At 71.6% G+C, this 14,243-nt stretch carries 15 protein-coding genes; 4 read left to right on the top strand and 11 right to left on the bottom strand.

The window, feature by feature from the left end; translation table 11 throughout:
- Positions 1–30: 30 nt before the first annotated feature.
- The 3 genes from ACNNMR_RS11375 to ACNNMR_RS11365 are packed head-to-tail and all read right to left on the bottom strand — an operon-like array spanning position 31 to position 4,161.
- Complete coding sequence (locus ACNNMR_RS11375; RefSeq protein WP_419994443.1) at positions 31–903, bottom strand: dioxygenase; 873 nt, start codon at positions 901–903, stop codon at positions 31–33.
- A complete protein-coding gene (locus ACNNMR_RS11370) occupies positions 900–2,012 on the bottom strand; it encodes a maleylacetate reductase (protein ID WP_419994442.1) in 1,113 nt (370 codons plus the stop codon). The genes ACNNMR_RS11375 and ACNNMR_RS11370 overlap by 4 nt, the downstream gene beginning before the upstream one ends.
- Complete coding sequence (locus ACNNMR_RS11365; protein WP_419994441.1) at positions 2,005–4,161, bottom strand: ATP-binding protein; 2,157 nt, start codon at positions 4,159–4,161, stop codon at positions 2,005–2,007. Before ACNNMR_RS11365 ends, ACNNMR_RS11370 begins: the two co-directional genes overlap by 8 nt.
- Before the next feature lie 91 nt (positions 4,162–4,252).
- Between ACNNMR_RS11365 and ACNNMR_RS11360 the strand changes: the two genes are divergently transcribed.
- On the top strand, positions 4,253–4,924 hold the full coding sequence (locus ACNNMR_RS11360; protein ID WP_419994440.1) for a nitroreductase: 672 nt from the start codon (positions 4,253–4,255) through the stop codon (positions 4,922–4,924).
- 18 nt (positions 4,925–4,942) lie between these two features.
- Here ACNNMR_RS11360 and ACNNMR_RS11355 read toward each other — a convergent pair whose 3' ends face one another.
- The 3 genes from ACNNMR_RS11355 to ACNNMR_RS11345 all read right to left on the bottom strand — a co-directional run bounded on the left by ACNNMR_RS11355 (position 4,943) and on the right by ACNNMR_RS11345 (position 7,147).
- The gene (locus ACNNMR_RS11355) at positions 4,943–6,085 is read right to left on the bottom strand and encodes a glycoside hydrolase family 53 protein (RefSeq protein ID WP_419994439.1); all 1,143 of its coding nucleotides are present in this window, start codon (positions 6,083–6,085) and stop codon (positions 4,943–4,945) included.
- A gap of 116 nt (positions 6,086–6,201) precedes the next feature.
- Positions 6,202–6,672 (bottom strand): hypothetical protein, encoded by a 471-nt coding sequence (locus tag ACNNMR_RS11350; RefSeq protein WP_419994438.1) that lies wholly within the window; start codon positions 6,670–6,672, stop codon positions 6,202–6,204.
- Entirely contained in the window at positions 6,662–7,147 is a 486-nt protein-coding gene (locus tag ACNNMR_RS11345) for a hypothetical protein (RefSeq protein WP_419994437.1), read from the bottom strand. The genes ACNNMR_RS11350 and ACNNMR_RS11345 overlap by 11 nt, the downstream gene beginning before the upstream one ends.
- A 302-nt stretch (positions 7,148–7,449) precedes the next feature.
- Here ACNNMR_RS11345 and ACNNMR_RS11340 point away from each other — a divergent pair, with 302 nt between their 5' ends.
- On the top strand, positions 7,450–9,117 hold the full coding sequence (locus tag ACNNMR_RS11340; protein WP_419994436.1) for an alpha/beta hydrolase: 1,668 nt from the start codon (positions 7,450–7,452) through the stop codon (positions 9,115–9,117).
- Positions 9,118–9,184: 67 nt separating this feature from the next.
- Here ACNNMR_RS11340 and ACNNMR_RS11335 read toward each other — a convergent pair whose 3' ends face one another.
- The 3 genes from ACNNMR_RS11335 to ACNNMR_RS11325 are packed head-to-tail and all read right to left on the bottom strand — an operon-like array spanning position 9,185 to position 11,241.
- Positions 9,185–9,526 carry a VOC family protein gene (locus tag ACNNMR_RS11335; RefSeq protein ID WP_419994435.1) on the bottom strand — a complete coding sequence of 114 codons (342 nt, stop codon included), beginning with the start codon at positions 9,524–9,526 and terminating at the stop codon, positions 9,185–9,187.
- Positions 9,527–9,574: 48 nt separating this feature from the next.
- Positions 9,575–10,846: an MFS transporter gene (locus tag ACNNMR_RS11330; protein ID WP_419994434.1), complete on the bottom strand. Its 1,272-nt coding sequence runs from the start codon at positions 10,844–10,846 to the stop codon at positions 9,575–9,577.
- The gene (locus ACNNMR_RS11325) at positions 10,843–11,241 is read right to left on the bottom strand and encodes a VOC family protein (protein ID WP_419994433.1); all 399 of its coding nucleotides are present in this window, start codon (positions 11,239–11,241) and stop codon (positions 10,843–10,845) included. The genes ACNNMR_RS11330 and ACNNMR_RS11325 overlap by 4 nt, the downstream gene beginning before the upstream one ends.
- A 172-nt stretch (positions 11,242–11,413) precedes the next feature.
- Here ACNNMR_RS11325 and ACNNMR_RS11320 point away from each other — a divergent pair, with 172 nt between their 5' ends.
- Complete coding sequence (locus ACNNMR_RS11320) at positions 11,414–11,779, top strand: helix-turn-helix transcriptional regulator (protein ID WP_420000330.1); 366 nt, start codon at positions 11,414–11,416, stop codon at positions 11,777–11,779.
- Positions 11,780–11,813: 34 nt separating this feature from the next.
- The gene (locus tag ACNNMR_RS11315; RefSeq protein WP_419994432.1) at positions 11,814–12,200 is read left to right on the top strand and encodes a VOC family protein; all 387 of its coding nucleotides are present in this window, start codon (positions 11,814–11,816) and stop codon (positions 12,198–12,200) included.
- A gap of 51 nt (positions 12,201–12,251) precedes the next feature.
- Here ACNNMR_RS11315 and ACNNMR_RS11310 read toward each other — a convergent pair whose 3' ends face one another.
- Both ACNNMR_RS11310 and ACNNMR_RS11305 read right to left on the bottom strand, forming a co-directional pair.
- The gene (locus tag ACNNMR_RS11310) at positions 12,252–13,655 is read right to left on the bottom strand and encodes a gluconate:H+ symporter (protein ID WP_419994431.1); all 1,404 of its coding nucleotides are present in this window, start codon (positions 13,653–13,655) and stop codon (positions 12,252–12,254) included.
- A gap of 44 nt (positions 13,656–13,699) precedes the next feature.
- Positions 13,700–14,212, bottom strand: coding sequence for a gluconokinase (locus ACNNMR_RS11305; RefSeq protein ID WP_419994430.1), 513 nt, complete (start codon positions 14,210–14,212; stop codon positions 13,700–13,702).
- Positions 14,213–14,243: the final 31 nt, after the last annotated feature.

Here is a 14,243-nt window from a genome sequence, read left to right as displayed (position 1 = left end):
GCCGTAGGCAGGCGAAGGCCCCGCAGTCAGCTAGGTGAGGCGAGCGAGCACCAGGTCGAAGGTCATGCTCGACCATGCGCCCTGCGGTTCGGATCCGTCGGGTGCGGGGCCTGCGGCGTGGTGCTCGGCTTCGGCGACAAGGCTGTCCCTTACGCCGAAGACCGCGTCGCTGTCCAGGTGGGGGTCGCCTGCCACGAAGACGTGCGTGATCAGGGTTCGGTGGCCCGGTGCGGTGGCCTTGAAGTGCAGGTGGGCCGGGCGCATCGGGCCGCGGCTCGCGGCCGTGAGGAGGGCGCCCACCGGGCCGTCGTGCGGTACCGGATACGGCGTCGGCAGCACCGTCCAGAAGCGGTACGCGCCGTCGGCGCCCGTCCGCAGCCGGGCACGCCCGGCGGCCGAACGGTCGCCGGGGTACTGGACGTCGTAGCAGCCGTCCTCGTCGGCTCCCCACACGTCCAGGAGCACGCCGCCGAGCGGGCTGCCGTCCGCGGAGGTCACCTGCCCCGACACGTAGCACGGCGTGCCCGGGGCGCCGGCCGCTATGTCGCCGCCGAGCGGGAATTCGGGGGCGTCGTCCACGTAGAACGGGCCCAGGACCGTCGCCTCGGTCGCTCCCGGTGATCGCGGCTCGTTGATGGCGACGGTCAGGGTGGACAGGCCGAGTACGTCCGACAGCAGGATGAATTCCTGGCGGTGGGCGTCGGTGATGTGTCCCGTACGGGTGAGGAAGTCGATCGCCGTCTCCCACTCCCGCTCGGTGAGGCGGACATCGCGGGCGAAGGTGTGGAGGTGGCTGATCAGGCTCTGCAGGATCTCGCGGAGGCGGGGGTCGGCGGTTTCGGCGAAGCCGGCCAGCACCTCGTCGGTGATTGCCTGTTCGCGGTTGGCAGGGCCTGTGGTCATGCGTTCCTCCGCTCGGGGTCGTCCCCCGCCCACGCCGCCATCAGCAGCCCTCGCAGGCCCGCCGGCGTCACGGCGCGCGGATTGTCGGCGGGCGCGAGTGCGGTGATGTCGTCGAGGACGGTGTCGATGTCGCGCTTCCGCAGGCCGAGTTCCCGCAGGCCGGTGGGGACGCCCAGCTTTGCGCCGAGTTCGTGGAGTCCTCGCGCCGGGTCGGTTCGGCCGAGTGCCGTCGCGATACGGGCCGTGGCCGCGGGCGCGGCCGGGGCGTTGAAGGCCAGCGCGTGCGGGAGCACGATCGCGTGGGTCTGGGCGTGCGGCAGGTCGAAGGCGCCGCCGAGGACGTGGCAGATCTTGTGGTGGAGGCCGGATCCGGCGACGGCGAATGCCGAGCCCGCGAGGTAGGCGCCCAGCAGCAGTTCCGTACGGGCGCCGCCGGCGCGCTCAGCGCCGCCCCCGCGCTCAGCGGCCAGGCCGGACAGCCCCGCCCCAAGGTGCCGAATCCCATCCTCCGCAACAGCGCTGGAGACCGGATTCCGCCGCGGCGCCCAAAAGGCCTCCACGCAATGCGCCATGGCGTTCAGGCCACTGGCCCCCGCCACAGCGACCGGAAGCCCCACCGTCAGCTCAGGGTCGTACACCACAGTCCGCGGCAGCACCCGCGGATCCGTGCCGGTGGTCTTGCGCGCGCCCTCCGTCAGGCCCCACACGGGGGTGACCTCGGAGCCCGCGTACGTCGTGGGCACCGCGACGATCGGCAGCCCCGTGGTCAGCGCAACCGCCTTGGCGGTCCCGGTCGCCGACCCGCCACCCACGCACAGCACCAGATCGGCCCCGTCCGCCGCCGCCCGCGCCCGCTCGGCGACCTCGACCGGCACATGCGGCCTGACCTCCGTGAAGACGCCCACGACCCGCCCGGCGAACGGAGCACACAACTCGCGCCCCAGCCCGGCCCCGGAAGCCCCGGCGACCAGCAGGATCCGCCCCGCGCCCAACGCATCGACCTCATCCACCAGCACCCGCCGCGCCGTCCCAGCCCCGAACACCACCCGCCCAGGCAGCGCGTCGTACGTGAACGCACGCACCTCCCCAGCAGCACCCGGCTCAGCCACGCTGCCCCCCGCCGCTGACGCCGCCGCCGAGATCACCCCGATCCCCAAGGGCATACGCGAGCGCCTCCTCATGCCCGAGGTCCCGCCCCTTCTGCACCGCCTCCCGGTACGCCCCGTCGCCGAGCACCTCCCTCGCCTGCGGCTCAGCCTTGCTGCGGATCATGGCCAGCCCGGCATAGCCGAGGCCCGCAGAGTCCGCGAATTCCTGCGCAATGCCCAGAAGTTGAGCGCCGCGAGCCGCGGCGCCCGCCGCCACCGTGGCGCCGGCCAGCGCGTCGATGGCGAGGCACTGGCCGAGGATGTCGCGCATGCGGATCTTGGCGCGCAGGGAGGTGAGGGCATAGCGGGTGGCGGCGGTGTGGTGGCCGATCGCCAGTTCCGCGTTGACCTGGTAGAAGTCGACGTACGAGCGGGACCACTCCTCGCCGGACACCTCGCACATCGAGCGGGCCAGCTCCAGCATGCCGATCGCGTCCTGCGGGCGGTCGAGGCGCAGGAACGCGGTGCTGAGCACGATCAGGGCGAAGGGGAGGCCGATGACCCGGTCGCCGCGGCGGCCGTGCAGGTCGGCGGCCTGTTGCAGCAGGTCTACGCCCTCCTCGGCATCGCCGTAGAAGGCGTGGTGGACGCCCTGGAGGAAGAGCGCGTACGCCGCCGCCTCCGGGTCGTCGATCCGCTCGGACAGGTCGCGGCCCTGCGCGGCGAAGTCGGCGGTGCCGTCGGAGTCGTTCAGGAGGACCGCTACCCAGGAGCGGGCCCACAGCGCCCGCGCGCGCTCCGGGGTGGGCTCGGGTGGCTGCTGCAGCGCGCGGTCGAGGTGCAGCCGGCCCTCCGTGGCGGCGTACGCGAGCCAGAGGAAGACCAGCCGGCCCGACAGGTCGAGGGCGGCGGGCGCCTGGCCGGGGGTGGAGAGGGAAAAGTCCATCGCCGCACGGATGTTGGGGAGCTCGGGCTGCATCCGGTCGAGCCAGGTGACCTGGTCGGGGCCGCGCCAGCCCGCGTCGAACTCCTGCGCAAGCCGCAGATAGTGATCCCGGTGCCGGGTCTGCTGCCGCGCCTCCTCCGCGCCCAGCAGCACCAGCCAGGACCGCCCGTACTCCCGCAGCGTGTCCAGCTGCCGGAACCGCCGCCCGCTCGGGGTCTCCTGGCTCATCAGGATCGACTTGTTGACCAGCGCCGTCAGCAGCCAGCCGATCCTGGACGCCGGAAGCTGCGCGTCGCCGCAGACCTTCTCGGCGGCCTCCTGGTCGAACTCCGCGGGGAACACCGAAAGCCGCGTCCACAGCAGCCGCTCGTCCGGGGAGCACAACTCGTGGCTCCAGCCGATCGTGGTGCGCATCGTCTCGTGCCGCGGCAGTTCCGCCGCCGTGCCGCCCGCGAGCAGCTGGAAGCGGTCGTCGAGCCGGTCCGACAGCTGCTCCACGGACAGCGTCGACACCCATCCCGCGGCCAGCTCGATCGCGAGCGGCAGGCCGTCCAGGCGGCGGCACAGCCGCACCACGGCGGCCTCGTTGCGCGCGTCGAGACGGAAGCCGGGGTCGACCTTGGCCGCGCGGTCGGCGAACAGCCGCACCGCGTCGTGCGATCCGGCCGCCGCCGGGTCGTGCGATTCCGCCAACCCCGGCTCGTAGTCCGGCGCGTCCGGATCGGGAACCGACAGCGGCGGTACGAGAAACACCTGCTCGCCCACGATGTTCAGCCGCTGCCGGCTGGTGGCCAGGATCCGCAGCCCGCGCGCGGCCCGCAGCAGCACCTCGGCGAGCAGCGCGCAGGCATCCACCAGGTGCTCGCACGTGTCCAGGATCAGCAGCAGCCGCTTGTCGGCCAGGAATTCGGTGAGCACGTCGAGCTGCGGGCGGCCGGTCTGGTCGGCGAGCTGCAGCCGCTCGGCGATGGCGTGCGCGAGCAGGTCGGGGTCCTGCAGCCCGGACAGCTGCACGCACCACACCCCGTCGGGGAACGCCGTCTGCGCGGCCGCCAGCCGCAGCGCCAGCCGCGTCTTGCCCGAGCCGCCCGCGCCGGTCAGCGTCAGCAGCCGGGTCCCGGCGAGAAGTTCCGCGGCCGTGGACAGCTCGCCGCGCCTGCCGATGAAGGTCGTCGTCTCCGGCGGCAGATAGCCGAGCTGCGCCTCTCCAGCCCTCTCATCCATCGCCATCCTCCCCGCCGTCCGCCCCGCCCCGCCCGAAGCGGACTGCTTCGATCCTAGTGCCGTACGCTCCCGGACTTAGGGGTGCGGAGAAGTGGATGTGTACGAGGCGGTGGCGAGCCGGCGGGCGGTGCGCGCGTTCAGTGGTGAGCCCGTGCCCAGGGGCGTACTCGAACGGGTGCTGGCGGCCGCGCGGCGGGCGCCGTCGAGCGGGAATCTGCAGCCGTGGCGGCTGTACGCGGTGAGCGGCGAGCCGCTGGCCGAGCTGAAGCGGGAGGCCACGGGGCGGGCGCTGGCGGGGGATCCGGGGGATGAGCGGGAGTATCCGATGTATCCGGATGCCATGGGTGGTCCGGCTTATCTGGACCGCTTCGTCGCGGCGGCCGGGGTGCGGTATCGGGAGCTCGGGATCGAGCGGGACGATCCCGAACGGCCCATGAAGATCGCTGCCTTGAACTCCGGCGCCTTCGGGGCGCCCGTCGTGCTGTTCTGTTACCTCGACCGGGTGATGGGGCCCGGGCAGTGGGCGGACGCGGGGATGTATCTGCAGACGGTGATGCTGCTGTTGCGGGCGGAGGGGCTGCACAGCTGTCCGCAGGTGATGTGGACGATGTACCGCGAGACGGTGGGTCGGATCGTCGGGGCGGGGGAGGAGCGGGTGCTGCTCTGCGGCGTCTCGGTGGGATATGAGGCGCGGGGTGGCGGGCCGCGCCCGCGCACGGCGCGCGCGGACTTGGCGGAGACGGTCGGCTTTGTCGGGTGGTGAGCCACGCGACGTAGTGACCTACTCGCTGTACACCCTCGCCGCCGGCAGCAGCTTCCCCTCCCAGTTGAAGAGCGCCTGGTTGTCCCATGCGTTGCCCGCCTTCGGGTCGGTGGGGTCCCAGCCGCTGCCGTCCACCGCCGTCCAGGCCGGCTCCCAGTAGACGACTCCGAGGCCGCGTCCGTCCGGGACGGCGGCGACTGCCGCGACGACGTCGGAGAAGTACTTCTGCTGGCCCTCGGAGGTGGCGGGGTAGCCGTCCATCAAGTCGTCTGCCGCCGCGATGTTGTTGGGGAAGCCGTCGGCGTCGTCCAGGGTGAAGGGGTAGGCCGTCTCCACCACCAGGATCGGCTTGCCGTAGCGGGCGGCGGTGTCCTTGAGGTTGCTGCGGAAGTCGGCGAAGGTGCCGTGCCAGTAGCCGTAGTACGACAGGGCCACTACGTCGAAGGGCACGTCGTGGTCGACCGCGGCGTCGTAGAACCAGCGGGTGGTGCCGTTGTCGGCGGCGTTGGCGATGTGCAGGACGCGCTTTGTCGACTTGGAGACGTCCTGTACCGCCTTGAAGCCGGATTTCAGCAGGCCCGCCAGCTGCGCCCAGTTCTCGTAGCTGCCCTCGGGCCAGAGCATGCCGGAGTTGAGCTCGTTGCCGACCTGCACGTAGTCGGCGGTGGTGCCCTGTGCGGCCAGCGCGGAGAGGACGTCGTGGGTGTGGTCGTAGACGTCGGTGAGCAGCCGGTCGTAGCCGTGGCTTGCCCAGGCGGCGGGCTTGTTCTGCTTGCCGGGGTCGGCCCAGGAGTCGGAGTAGTGGAAGTCGATCAGCAACTGCTGGCCGAGCTGCTTCGCGCGCTTGGCCATGGCGAGGACGTGCTTCTTGTCGTTGTAGCCGTCGGCCGGGTTCACCCACACCTTCAGGCGTACGCAGTTCATGCCGGCGTCGGCGAGGATCTTGATGGCGTCGCCGCGGGTGCCGTCCGCGGCGGTGTATGTGGCGCCGTGGTCCTCGTTCTTGGGCAGCGTGGAGAGGTCGCCGCCGCGGATGCGCAGCGGGGCGGCGCCGGCGCTCTGCGCGGAGAGGCTGAGGGGGATGGCGGCGGCCGCGGTGCCGCCGAGGGCGGCGGCGAGGATCGTGCGGCGGCGTGGGCGGGAGAAGGCGTGCTTCGGCACGGGGCGCCTCTCTGGGAGTGGGGGAGGGGGCGTCCCCTAGTCGCCGCGAGGGCGGGGAAGGTTGCCGTACGGACCGGCGCCGGGGCCGCGCGGGGCGGCGCCGGAGCCTGCGCGAGTCAGTCGCCCGCGTACTTGTTGGCCAGGTCCTCGCAGTCGTCGAGCCGCCGCTCATCCGTCGTCTGCGGGTCGGGAGATGCGCTGGGTAGTACGGGCTGAGGTTTATGTCCGTACTCCTTTTCCACTTTACGGGCCAGCCGGACGCAGTCCGCGAGCGGGCCGGAGAGCGGCTGCCGCTTGGCGCGGGCGATTTCGTCCTTGCAATCGCCCGAGACCGAGTAGGCGTACATCCTGGCCGTCCCGGAGTCCATCGCCGCCACCCGCTGGATCTCATGCGCCTGGACCAGCAGCCGGTGCTTCGCCGCGGCCTCCTCGCAATCCACAGAAGTCCGCTCGCTCGCCCCGGAAGCGGCGGGCGGCGCCGGCCCCTCCGGCACCCCGGGCCGCGCCGACAGCACCACCGCTACCGCGACCGGCACCACGGCCAGCACGATGGCGGCGACCCGCCCCGGCCTACCCCTACCAGCCATACCAGGCGGCCCGTTGCTGATACCAGGCGGCGACGAGCAGCGCCATCAGGAGCACCACCGCCGTCGTCACCAGCCACCTCCGGTCCTTCTTACGACGCGCAGGCCGCGCCGGCCGCTCCCGCCCAGCCGCACCCCGCCCCGCCGCCACCGGCCCCGCCGCAAAGTCCGCACTCGCCGGAATCTCCGCCAGCAGCGACCGGCAACACGCCGCCAGCGCCCCCGTATCCGACCCCCGCGCCACCGAAGCCTCCACCCGCGCCGGCGCCGTGGTTCCGCCGTCCAGCACCCGCCCGGCCCGGACCCGTACCGCATCCGTCCCGGCCGAAGTCAGCGATATCCACCGCCCCGCGCTCTCGCTCCGCACCACCAGCGTGCCGCCGCGCTCGCGGTAGACCGTGTGCTCGCGCCAGAGGATCGCCGCCAGCTCCCGGGCCGTTTCCCGCAGGTCGGTCCGCGGCCGTCTGTCGGTAGCCAAACTATGTCCTCTCCCAGGCTGGTTGACGCGCCGCGGGACTTCCTACGCCCACCGCGCCACAGCAGGCAACCGGGCATCAGGGGACACACGCCCCGTACCGCCTATGCCGGTCGTGACGCTGGTCACGGTTGTACGGGCCGAGGTCACGATCGCATCGCGTTGGCTGCCAACGACTGGGCAAAGATCTGCCCGCAGGTCTGGCCAGAAGCCCGGCGGCTCGGTTGGATCTCCCCGCAGAGAGGCAGACATTGAGTGCCGCCATGCCGCCCTAGGGGCGGCCGGCCGAACAAGGGGGATCCCTGGTGATACGTAAGGCAGCGCTTGGCGCTGCGGCAGCGATAGCGGCGTCCGCCACACTCGCGGGCGCGCTATACGCGTCGAGCGCCACAGCGCAACCGACGCAGCAGGAGCAGAGCGGCAACGGCAACGGCAACGGCCGCGCCGAGGCCCGCGGTGCGGCGATCGCCGCCGCGTCCGCGGCCAAGAAGGGCATCGACTGGCAGACATGCCCGGAGGACTGGGGTCTCGACCCCAAGATCCAGTGCGGTTACGTGACCGTGCCGCTCGACTACGCCAAGCCCCACGGCAAGAAGATCAAGCTCGCCGTCGACCGGATCGGCAACACCGGTACGAAGAAGGAGCGCCAAGGCGCGCTCGTCTACAACCCCGGCGGTCCCGGCGGCTCCGGCCTCCGCTTCCCGCTCCGGGTCACCACCGGCAACCCGCTGTGGAAAAACGTCTCCAAGGCCTACGACTTCGTCGGCTTCGACCCGCGCGGCGTCGGCAAGTCGGCCGCCATCTCCTGCATGGACCCGCAGGAGTTCGTGAAGGCGCCGAAGGCCGACCCGGTGCCGGACGACGAGGCGGACAAGAGCGCGCAGCGCAAGCTCGCCGCCGAGTACGCCGACGGCTGCAAGGAGCGTACGGGCGCGGCCAAGCTGCAGCAGATGACCACCCCGAACACCGCCCGCGACCTGGACGTCATCCGCGCCGCGCTCGGCGAGCGGAAGCTGAACTTCCTCGGCGTCTCGTACGGCACCTACCTCGGCGCCGTGTACGGGACGCTGTTCCCGTCGCACGTCCGCCGCATGATCACGGACAGCGTCGTCAACCCGTCGCGGGAGAAGATCTGGTACCAGGCCAACCTGGACCAGGACGTCGCCTTCGAAACCCGCTGGAACGACTGGACGGCGTGGGTCGCCAAGCACCATGACGTCTACGGCATCGGCGACACCCAGGCCAAGGTCCAGAAGGCGTGGGAGGACCTGCGCGCCGCGGCGAAGAAGGAGCCGATCGGCGGGGTCGTAGGCCCGGCCGAGCTGCTCGGGCTCTTCCAGGGCGCGCCGTACTACGACTCGTCCTGGGCGCCGGTGGCCGAGGTCTGGGCCGCGTACCGCAAGGGCGACGAGAAGGCGATGGTCGAGGCCGCGGGCCCCGACATGTCCGATACCGCGGGCAACGCCTCCTCCGAGAACGGCAACGCCGTCTACACGGCGGTCGAGTGCACCGACGCCAAGTGGCCGCGGGACTGGGCGACCTGGGACCGCGACAACACCGAGCTGCACAAGAAGCACCCCTTCCTGACCTGGTCCAACGCCTGGCTGAACCTGCCCTGCGCCACCTGGGGCGTAAAGCAGCGGACCCCGGTCGAGGTCGGTACGGGCAAGGGCCTGCCGCCGGTGCTCATCGTGCAGTCGGAGCGGGATGCCGCGACGCCGTACGAGGGTGGTGTGGAGCTGCACAAGCGCTTCAAGGGCTCGCGCCTGATCACCGAGAAGGACGCCGGCTCGCACGGCGTCACGGGCCTGGAGAACGAGTGCATCAACAAGCGCGTTGACGCCTATCTGCTGAAGGGCGAGCTCGACTCGGCCGATGTGACGTGCGCCCCGCACGCCACGCCGACGCCGAGCAAGGCGACGACGCTGAAGCGGGATCAGGCCGCCGCGCAGGACCTGCCCCGGGTTCCGTAACCTTCCGTAACCCCTGGCAAGCGAAAGGCCCTGGCCGGGTGGCCAGGGCCTTTTCGTCTGCGTGTGATCAGCTGTCTTCCATGATCCCGAGTACGTTCCCGTCCGGGTCCGTCACCGTGGCCACCCGGCGGCCGGGGCCGACCTCGTGCGCGGCCTCCTTCACGGCGGCGCCCGCGCCGGTCAGCTCGGCGAGCTTGGCGTCGAGGTCCGGCACCTTCCAGTACGCCACCGGGCCCTGCTCCTTGCTGCCCGGCACCAGGCCGATGTGCTGGCCTTCGGCGTCGAAGCCGACGTAGTACTCGGAGTCGGCGGACGGCTGGGTGCCGAGGAGGGTGGCGTATACGTCCTTCGCCTTCGCGAGGTCGGAGACGGGGTGCAGGACGATCTTGATGCCTTCGGTGCTGGTCATGATTTCTCCCGTTTGGAGTGGTTAGCGGCGGTTAGCGGCGCTAGCGGCTTATTCCGATGCTTTTACGCTAGCCGGGTACCCGCTCGCGGCGCTTCTCCGATCCTGACCAGTGCGGCTCCGGGCCGAAAACAGCAGCACACACGCCGCAAGGCCCAGCGCCACCGTGGCCAGCCCGGAGACGCCGAGGGTGGTGCGCGGGCCCAGCGCCGTGGTGAGCGGGCCGCCCAGGGCCGTGCCGAGCGGGGCGGCGGTGAGCAGTGCCGAGGTGCGGGCGGCGAGCATGGAGGCGAGGTGTACCGGCGGCGACTTCTGCTGCATGAGCGTGATCGAGAAGGCCACGAAGGGCCCGTAGATCACGCCGCCGAGCGCGAAGCACACCACCGTGACGGCCGTCGGCACCCCGCTGAAGCCGAACGGCAGCAGCGTCACCCCCCAGCCGATCACGACCCCGGTCGTCACCGGCCACAGCGGCAGCCGCTGCAGCGTCCCGACGGCGAGGCCGCCGACCACGGCGCCGGCGCCGAAGAGGATCCAGTACAGGCCGAGCAGCGTGCCGGGCCCGTGCAGATCCTCGGTGACGTGCAGCGGGAGGGCGACCTCCACCGGGCCGTAGAGGAAGTTGAAGAACCAGGTGAGCGCCAGCAGCCCGAGCAGCTGCGGATGCGAGCGCAGCAGCGCGAAGCCGCCGCGGGCGGCGCTCCCGTCGACGGGAGCGGCCGCCGCCTGGGACTCGGGCAGCCGGATGCGGGCGACGATCACCGCCAGGAAGACGTACGTGAGCGCGTCGATGCCGATCACCAGCGCCGTGTTCACGTACGTCACCAGCACGCCCGCGATCGCCGGACCCGCGATCGTGGCGCCGAAATTGATCGACGAGACCAGGGAGTTGGCGGCGAGCCGCTGCTCCTGCGGCAGCAGCTCGGCCAGGATCGTGTACTTGCCCGCGCTGCCCCACGCATGCAGCACCGACGAGGCCGCGAGCAGCACGACGTACAGCGCCGGCGTCAGCACTCCGGCGAGCCAAACGAGCGGGATGGCGCCGAGGAAGAGGGCGCGGGCGATGTTGTCGAGCAGCAGCAGCCGCTTGGGCGGCACCCGCCGCAGCCGGCGGCCGAGAACCAGCGCGCCGACCACCCCCGGCAGCGTGGCCGCCCCCAGCGCGGCCCCGACCCACAGCCCCGCCGTCGCCTCCGGCGCCAGCTCGATGGCCAGCCAGGCCACCGCCACGAAGCTCATCCCGTCCCCGAGATACGACACCGCGAAGCCGAGGATCAGCCGCCGGAAGACGGGGTTGGCGAGGACCGGCCGGTAGGCGTTCACGGCTGCTCCCGGATCCGGATCAGATTCCCCGCCGGGTCGCGGACGGCGCATGCGCGGCCGCCGTCCGGCTGCTCGACCGGGCCGTGCACGACCTCGGCGCCCCCGGCCCGCAGCCGCGCGAAGGCGGCGTCGAGGTCGGCGGTGGCCATCTCGATCGCGGCGTACGTGCCCTTGGCCATCATCTCCGCGATCGTGCGCCGCTCGGCGTCGGTGACGCCGTGTGCGGCGCCGGGCGGCTGCAGCACGATGGACGTGTCCTTCTGCCCTGCCGGACCGACGGTGATCCCGTCCCCGCGGCTCTCCCGTACCTCGAAGCCGAGGGCATCGCGATAAAAGGCCACGGACAGGTCCGCGTCTTCATGCGGCAGGAAGCTCGCGCGAATGGTGATGTCCATGACGTGCACGCTAGAAGCCGTGCGGGCGGCGGCGCTTCTCGATTCCTGACGGACCCGCCCATGGTCCCGGTTCGTCTCCTCCTGCCGCCCTAGGGCGGCATGCGACACTGAGCCCGTGAGCAGCGGGCAGAACCTCGACGATCTCCGGCGGCTGCGGCGGGCCCGCGACCGGATGGACCGGGATTACGCCGAGCCCCTGGACGTCCCCGCCCTGGCGCACGAGGCGCTGATGTCCGCGGGCCACTTCCAGCGCAGCTTCCGCGCCGCCTACGGCGAGACGCCGTACAGCTATCTCATGACCCGCCGCATCGAACGGGCGAAGACGCTGCTGCGGCGCGGCGACCTGTCGGTGACCGAGGTGTGCTTCGAGGTGGGCTGTACGTCGCTGGGCTCGTTCAGCACCCGCTTCACGCAGCTGGTGGGGGAGAGCCCGAGCGCCTACCGCGACCGCGACCACGCGGACGGCGCCGCGATCCCGGCGTGCATCGCGAAGCTGTACACCCGCCCGGTGAAGGGCGAAAAGCCGGTCACCGAGTAGCGCGTCGCGCAGGTCCTCCCGCATGCTTGCGCGCATGCCTTCCGTACTGCAGAACGTGGCCATCGACTGCGCCGACCCGTACCAGCTGGCGCTCTTCTGGAGCCAGGTGACGGGCCACCCGGTGCATCCGGACGACAAGCCGGGCGACCCGGAGACGATCGTGGAGCTGCCGGAGGGCACGGTGCTGCATTTCAATCAGGTGCCGGAGGCCAATACGGGCAAGAACCGGATTCACCTCTGCCTGCGCCCGGAGACGACGCGCGAAGAAGAGGTCGAGCGGCTGCTCGGCATCGGCGCCACGATGGTCGCCGACCGGCGGAACCCGGACGGCACGGGCTGGGCGGTGCTGGCCGACCCCGAGGGGAATGAGTTCTGCGTGCTGCGCAGCGCCGGGGAACGCGCCGCGCAGCACGCGGACTGAGGCGGCGCCGGATCACCGGCGCCGAGCCGCTGGATCACCAGCGACGAGCCGCTAGATCACTAGCGACAGCAGCAGCACGAAGACGATCGACACCACCGAGATGATGGTCTCCATCAGCGACCACGTCTTGATCGTCTCGCCGACCTTCATGCCGAAGTACTCCTTCACCAGCCAGAACCCCGCATCATTGACGTGGCTGAAGAAGAGCGACCCGGCGCCGATCGCCAGCACCAGCAGCGATACGTGGGCGGTGCTCATGTCCGCCGCCAGCGGTGCGACCAGGCCCGCCGCCGAGATCGTGGCGACCGTCGCCGAGCCGGTGGCCAGGCGGATGCCGACCGCGATCAGCCAGGCGAGCAGCAGGGCCGAGATGTTCCAGTCCTTCGAGATGTCCATGATCATCTCGCCCACGCCGACGTCGATCAGCGTCTGCTTGAAGCCGCCGCCGGCGGCGACGATCAGCAGCACACCGGCGATCGGGACGAGCGACTTCTCGACGGTCGTCGTAATCCGGTCCTTGGTGAAGCCGGCCGCCCGGCCGAGCGTGAAGAGGCCGACGATGACGGCGGCGAGCAGCGCGATCAGCGGGTTGCCGATGACGTCGAAGGTGCGCTGGACGGTGTTCTCGGGGTCGTCGACGACGATGTCCACCAGGGACTTCGCGAGCATCAGCACGACCGGCAGCATCACGGTGGCGACGGTGGCGCCAAAGCCGGGACGCTTCTCCAGGTCCTCCGAAGGCCGCTGCGGGACCAGGCCCTCCGGCGGCGTGACGTCGACCCAGCGGGCGGCGTAACGGGCGAACAGCGGGCCCGCGATGACGACCGTCGGGATGGCGACCAGCACGCCGAGCGCGAGGGTGACGCCGAGGTTGGCCTTCACCGCGTCGATGGCGGCGAGCGGACCGGGGTGCGGCGGCACCAGGCCGTGCATGACCGACAGGCCGGCCAGGGCCGGGATGCCGATCCGCATCAGGGAGTGCCCGCCGCGCTTGGCGACCAGCAGCACGACCGGGATCAGCAGCACGATGCCGACCTCGAAGAAGAGCGGCAGGCCGATGATGCCCGCGATCAGCGCCATCGCCCACGGCATGGTGCGATTGCTCGCCCTGGCCAGGATGGTGTCGACGATCTCGTCCGCGCCGCCCGAGTCGGCGAGCAGCTTTCCGAGGATGGCGCCCAGCGCGATCAGCACGCCGACGCCGGCGGCGGTGGTGCCGAGCCCGCCGGTGAAGCTCGTGATGACCTTGTCGAGCGGCGCCCCGGCCACGGCGCCCAGCGCGAGCGAGCCGATGGTCAGGGACAGGAACGCGTGCAGCTTGAACTTGGTGATCAGCAGCACGATGACGCCGATCCCGAGCAGGACGGCGACGGCGAGCTGAGCGTGGCCGGCGGAGGTGATCGGCTCGACTGGAGCCGGGCCCGCCGCCAGCATCTCGGCGCTGAGATGCGGCATGGGGAGTTCCTTGCGCTTGAGGGTGTTGGGGGGGAAGGGGGTCGTCAGACGGCCTGGGGCCGGCAGAGAGCCGTGACCGCCCGCTCGGTGAGGGCTTCCGGCGGGGCGTCCACGGGGATGACGACGCCGGGTTCGTCGTCCTGGAGGGGCTCCAGGGCGGCGAGCTGCGAATCCAGCAGGGACATCGGCATGAAGTGGTCCGTACGCCCCGCAAGCCGGTCCGCGATCAGGTCGCGGTCGCCGGTGAGGTGGACGAAGAAGAGGTGCGGCTCGGCCGCCCGCAGCCGGTCGCGATAGGCGCGCTTGAGGGCCGAGCAGCTGACCACGCCACCGGTGGCCGCGTGCTCGTGCGCCCAGGCGCCGATGGCGTCGAGCCAGGGGGCGCGGTCCGCGTCGTCCAGGGGGTGGCCGGCGGCCATCTTGGCGATGTTCGCCTCGGAGTGGAACTCGTCCGCCTCCGCGTACGGGACGCCGAGCCGGCCGGCGAGCAGCGCGCCGACGGTGGACTTGCCCGTACCGGACACGCCCATGACGACCGCGACGGATCCGTTGGCCATGGTGGAGCACCTCTTGCTGTCTTCTTCGACC

It is taken from the genome of Streptomyces boninensis (assembly GCF_048572725.1).
GTDB classification, from domain to species: Bacteria; Actinomycetota; Actinomycetes; order Streptomycetales; family Streptomycetaceae; genus Streptomyces; species Streptomyces boninensis.
This window is presented reverse-complemented; position numbering and strand designations above follow the sequence as displayed.

Bases quoted from the DNA above. Each gene is read 5' to 3' on its own strand.
- ACNNMR_RS11375 (WP_419994443.1), bottom strand. From the start codon at position 903: ATGACCACAGGCCCTGCCAACCGCGAACAGGCAATCACCGACGAGGTG.
- ACNNMR_RS11315 (WP_419994432.1), top strand. From the start codon at position 11,814: ATGCCTTCCGTACTGCAGAACGTGGCCATCGACTGCGCCGACCCGTAC.
- ACNNMR_RS11310 (WP_419994431.1), bottom strand. From the start codon at position 13,655: ATGCCGCATCTCAGCGCCGAGATGCTGGCGGCGGGCCCGGCTCCAGTC.
- ACNNMR_RS11320 (WP_420000330.1), top strand. From the start codon at position 11,414: ATGGACCGGGATTACGCCGAGCCCCTGGACGTCCCCGCCCTGGCGCAC.
- ACNNMR_RS11325 (WP_419994433.1), bottom strand. From the start codon at position 11,241: ATGGACATCACCATTCGCGCGAGCTTCCTGCCGCATGAAGACGCGGAC.
- ACNNMR_RS11365 (WP_419994441.1), bottom strand. From the start codon at position 4,161: ATGGATGAGAGGGCTGGAGAGGCGCAGCTCGGCTATCTGCCGCCGGAG.
- ACNNMR_RS11305 (WP_419994430.1), bottom strand. From the start codon at position 14,212: ATGGCCAACGGATCCGTCGCGGTCGTCATGGGCGTGTCCGGTACGGGC.
- ACNNMR_RS11350 (WP_419994438.1), bottom strand. From the start codon at position 6,672: ATGGCTGGTAGGGGTAGGCCGGGGCGGGTCGCCGCCATCGTGCTGGCC.
- ACNNMR_RS11335 (WP_419994435.1), bottom strand. From the start codon at position 9,526: ATGACCAGCACCGAAGGCATCAAGATCGTCCTGCACCCCGTCTCCGAC.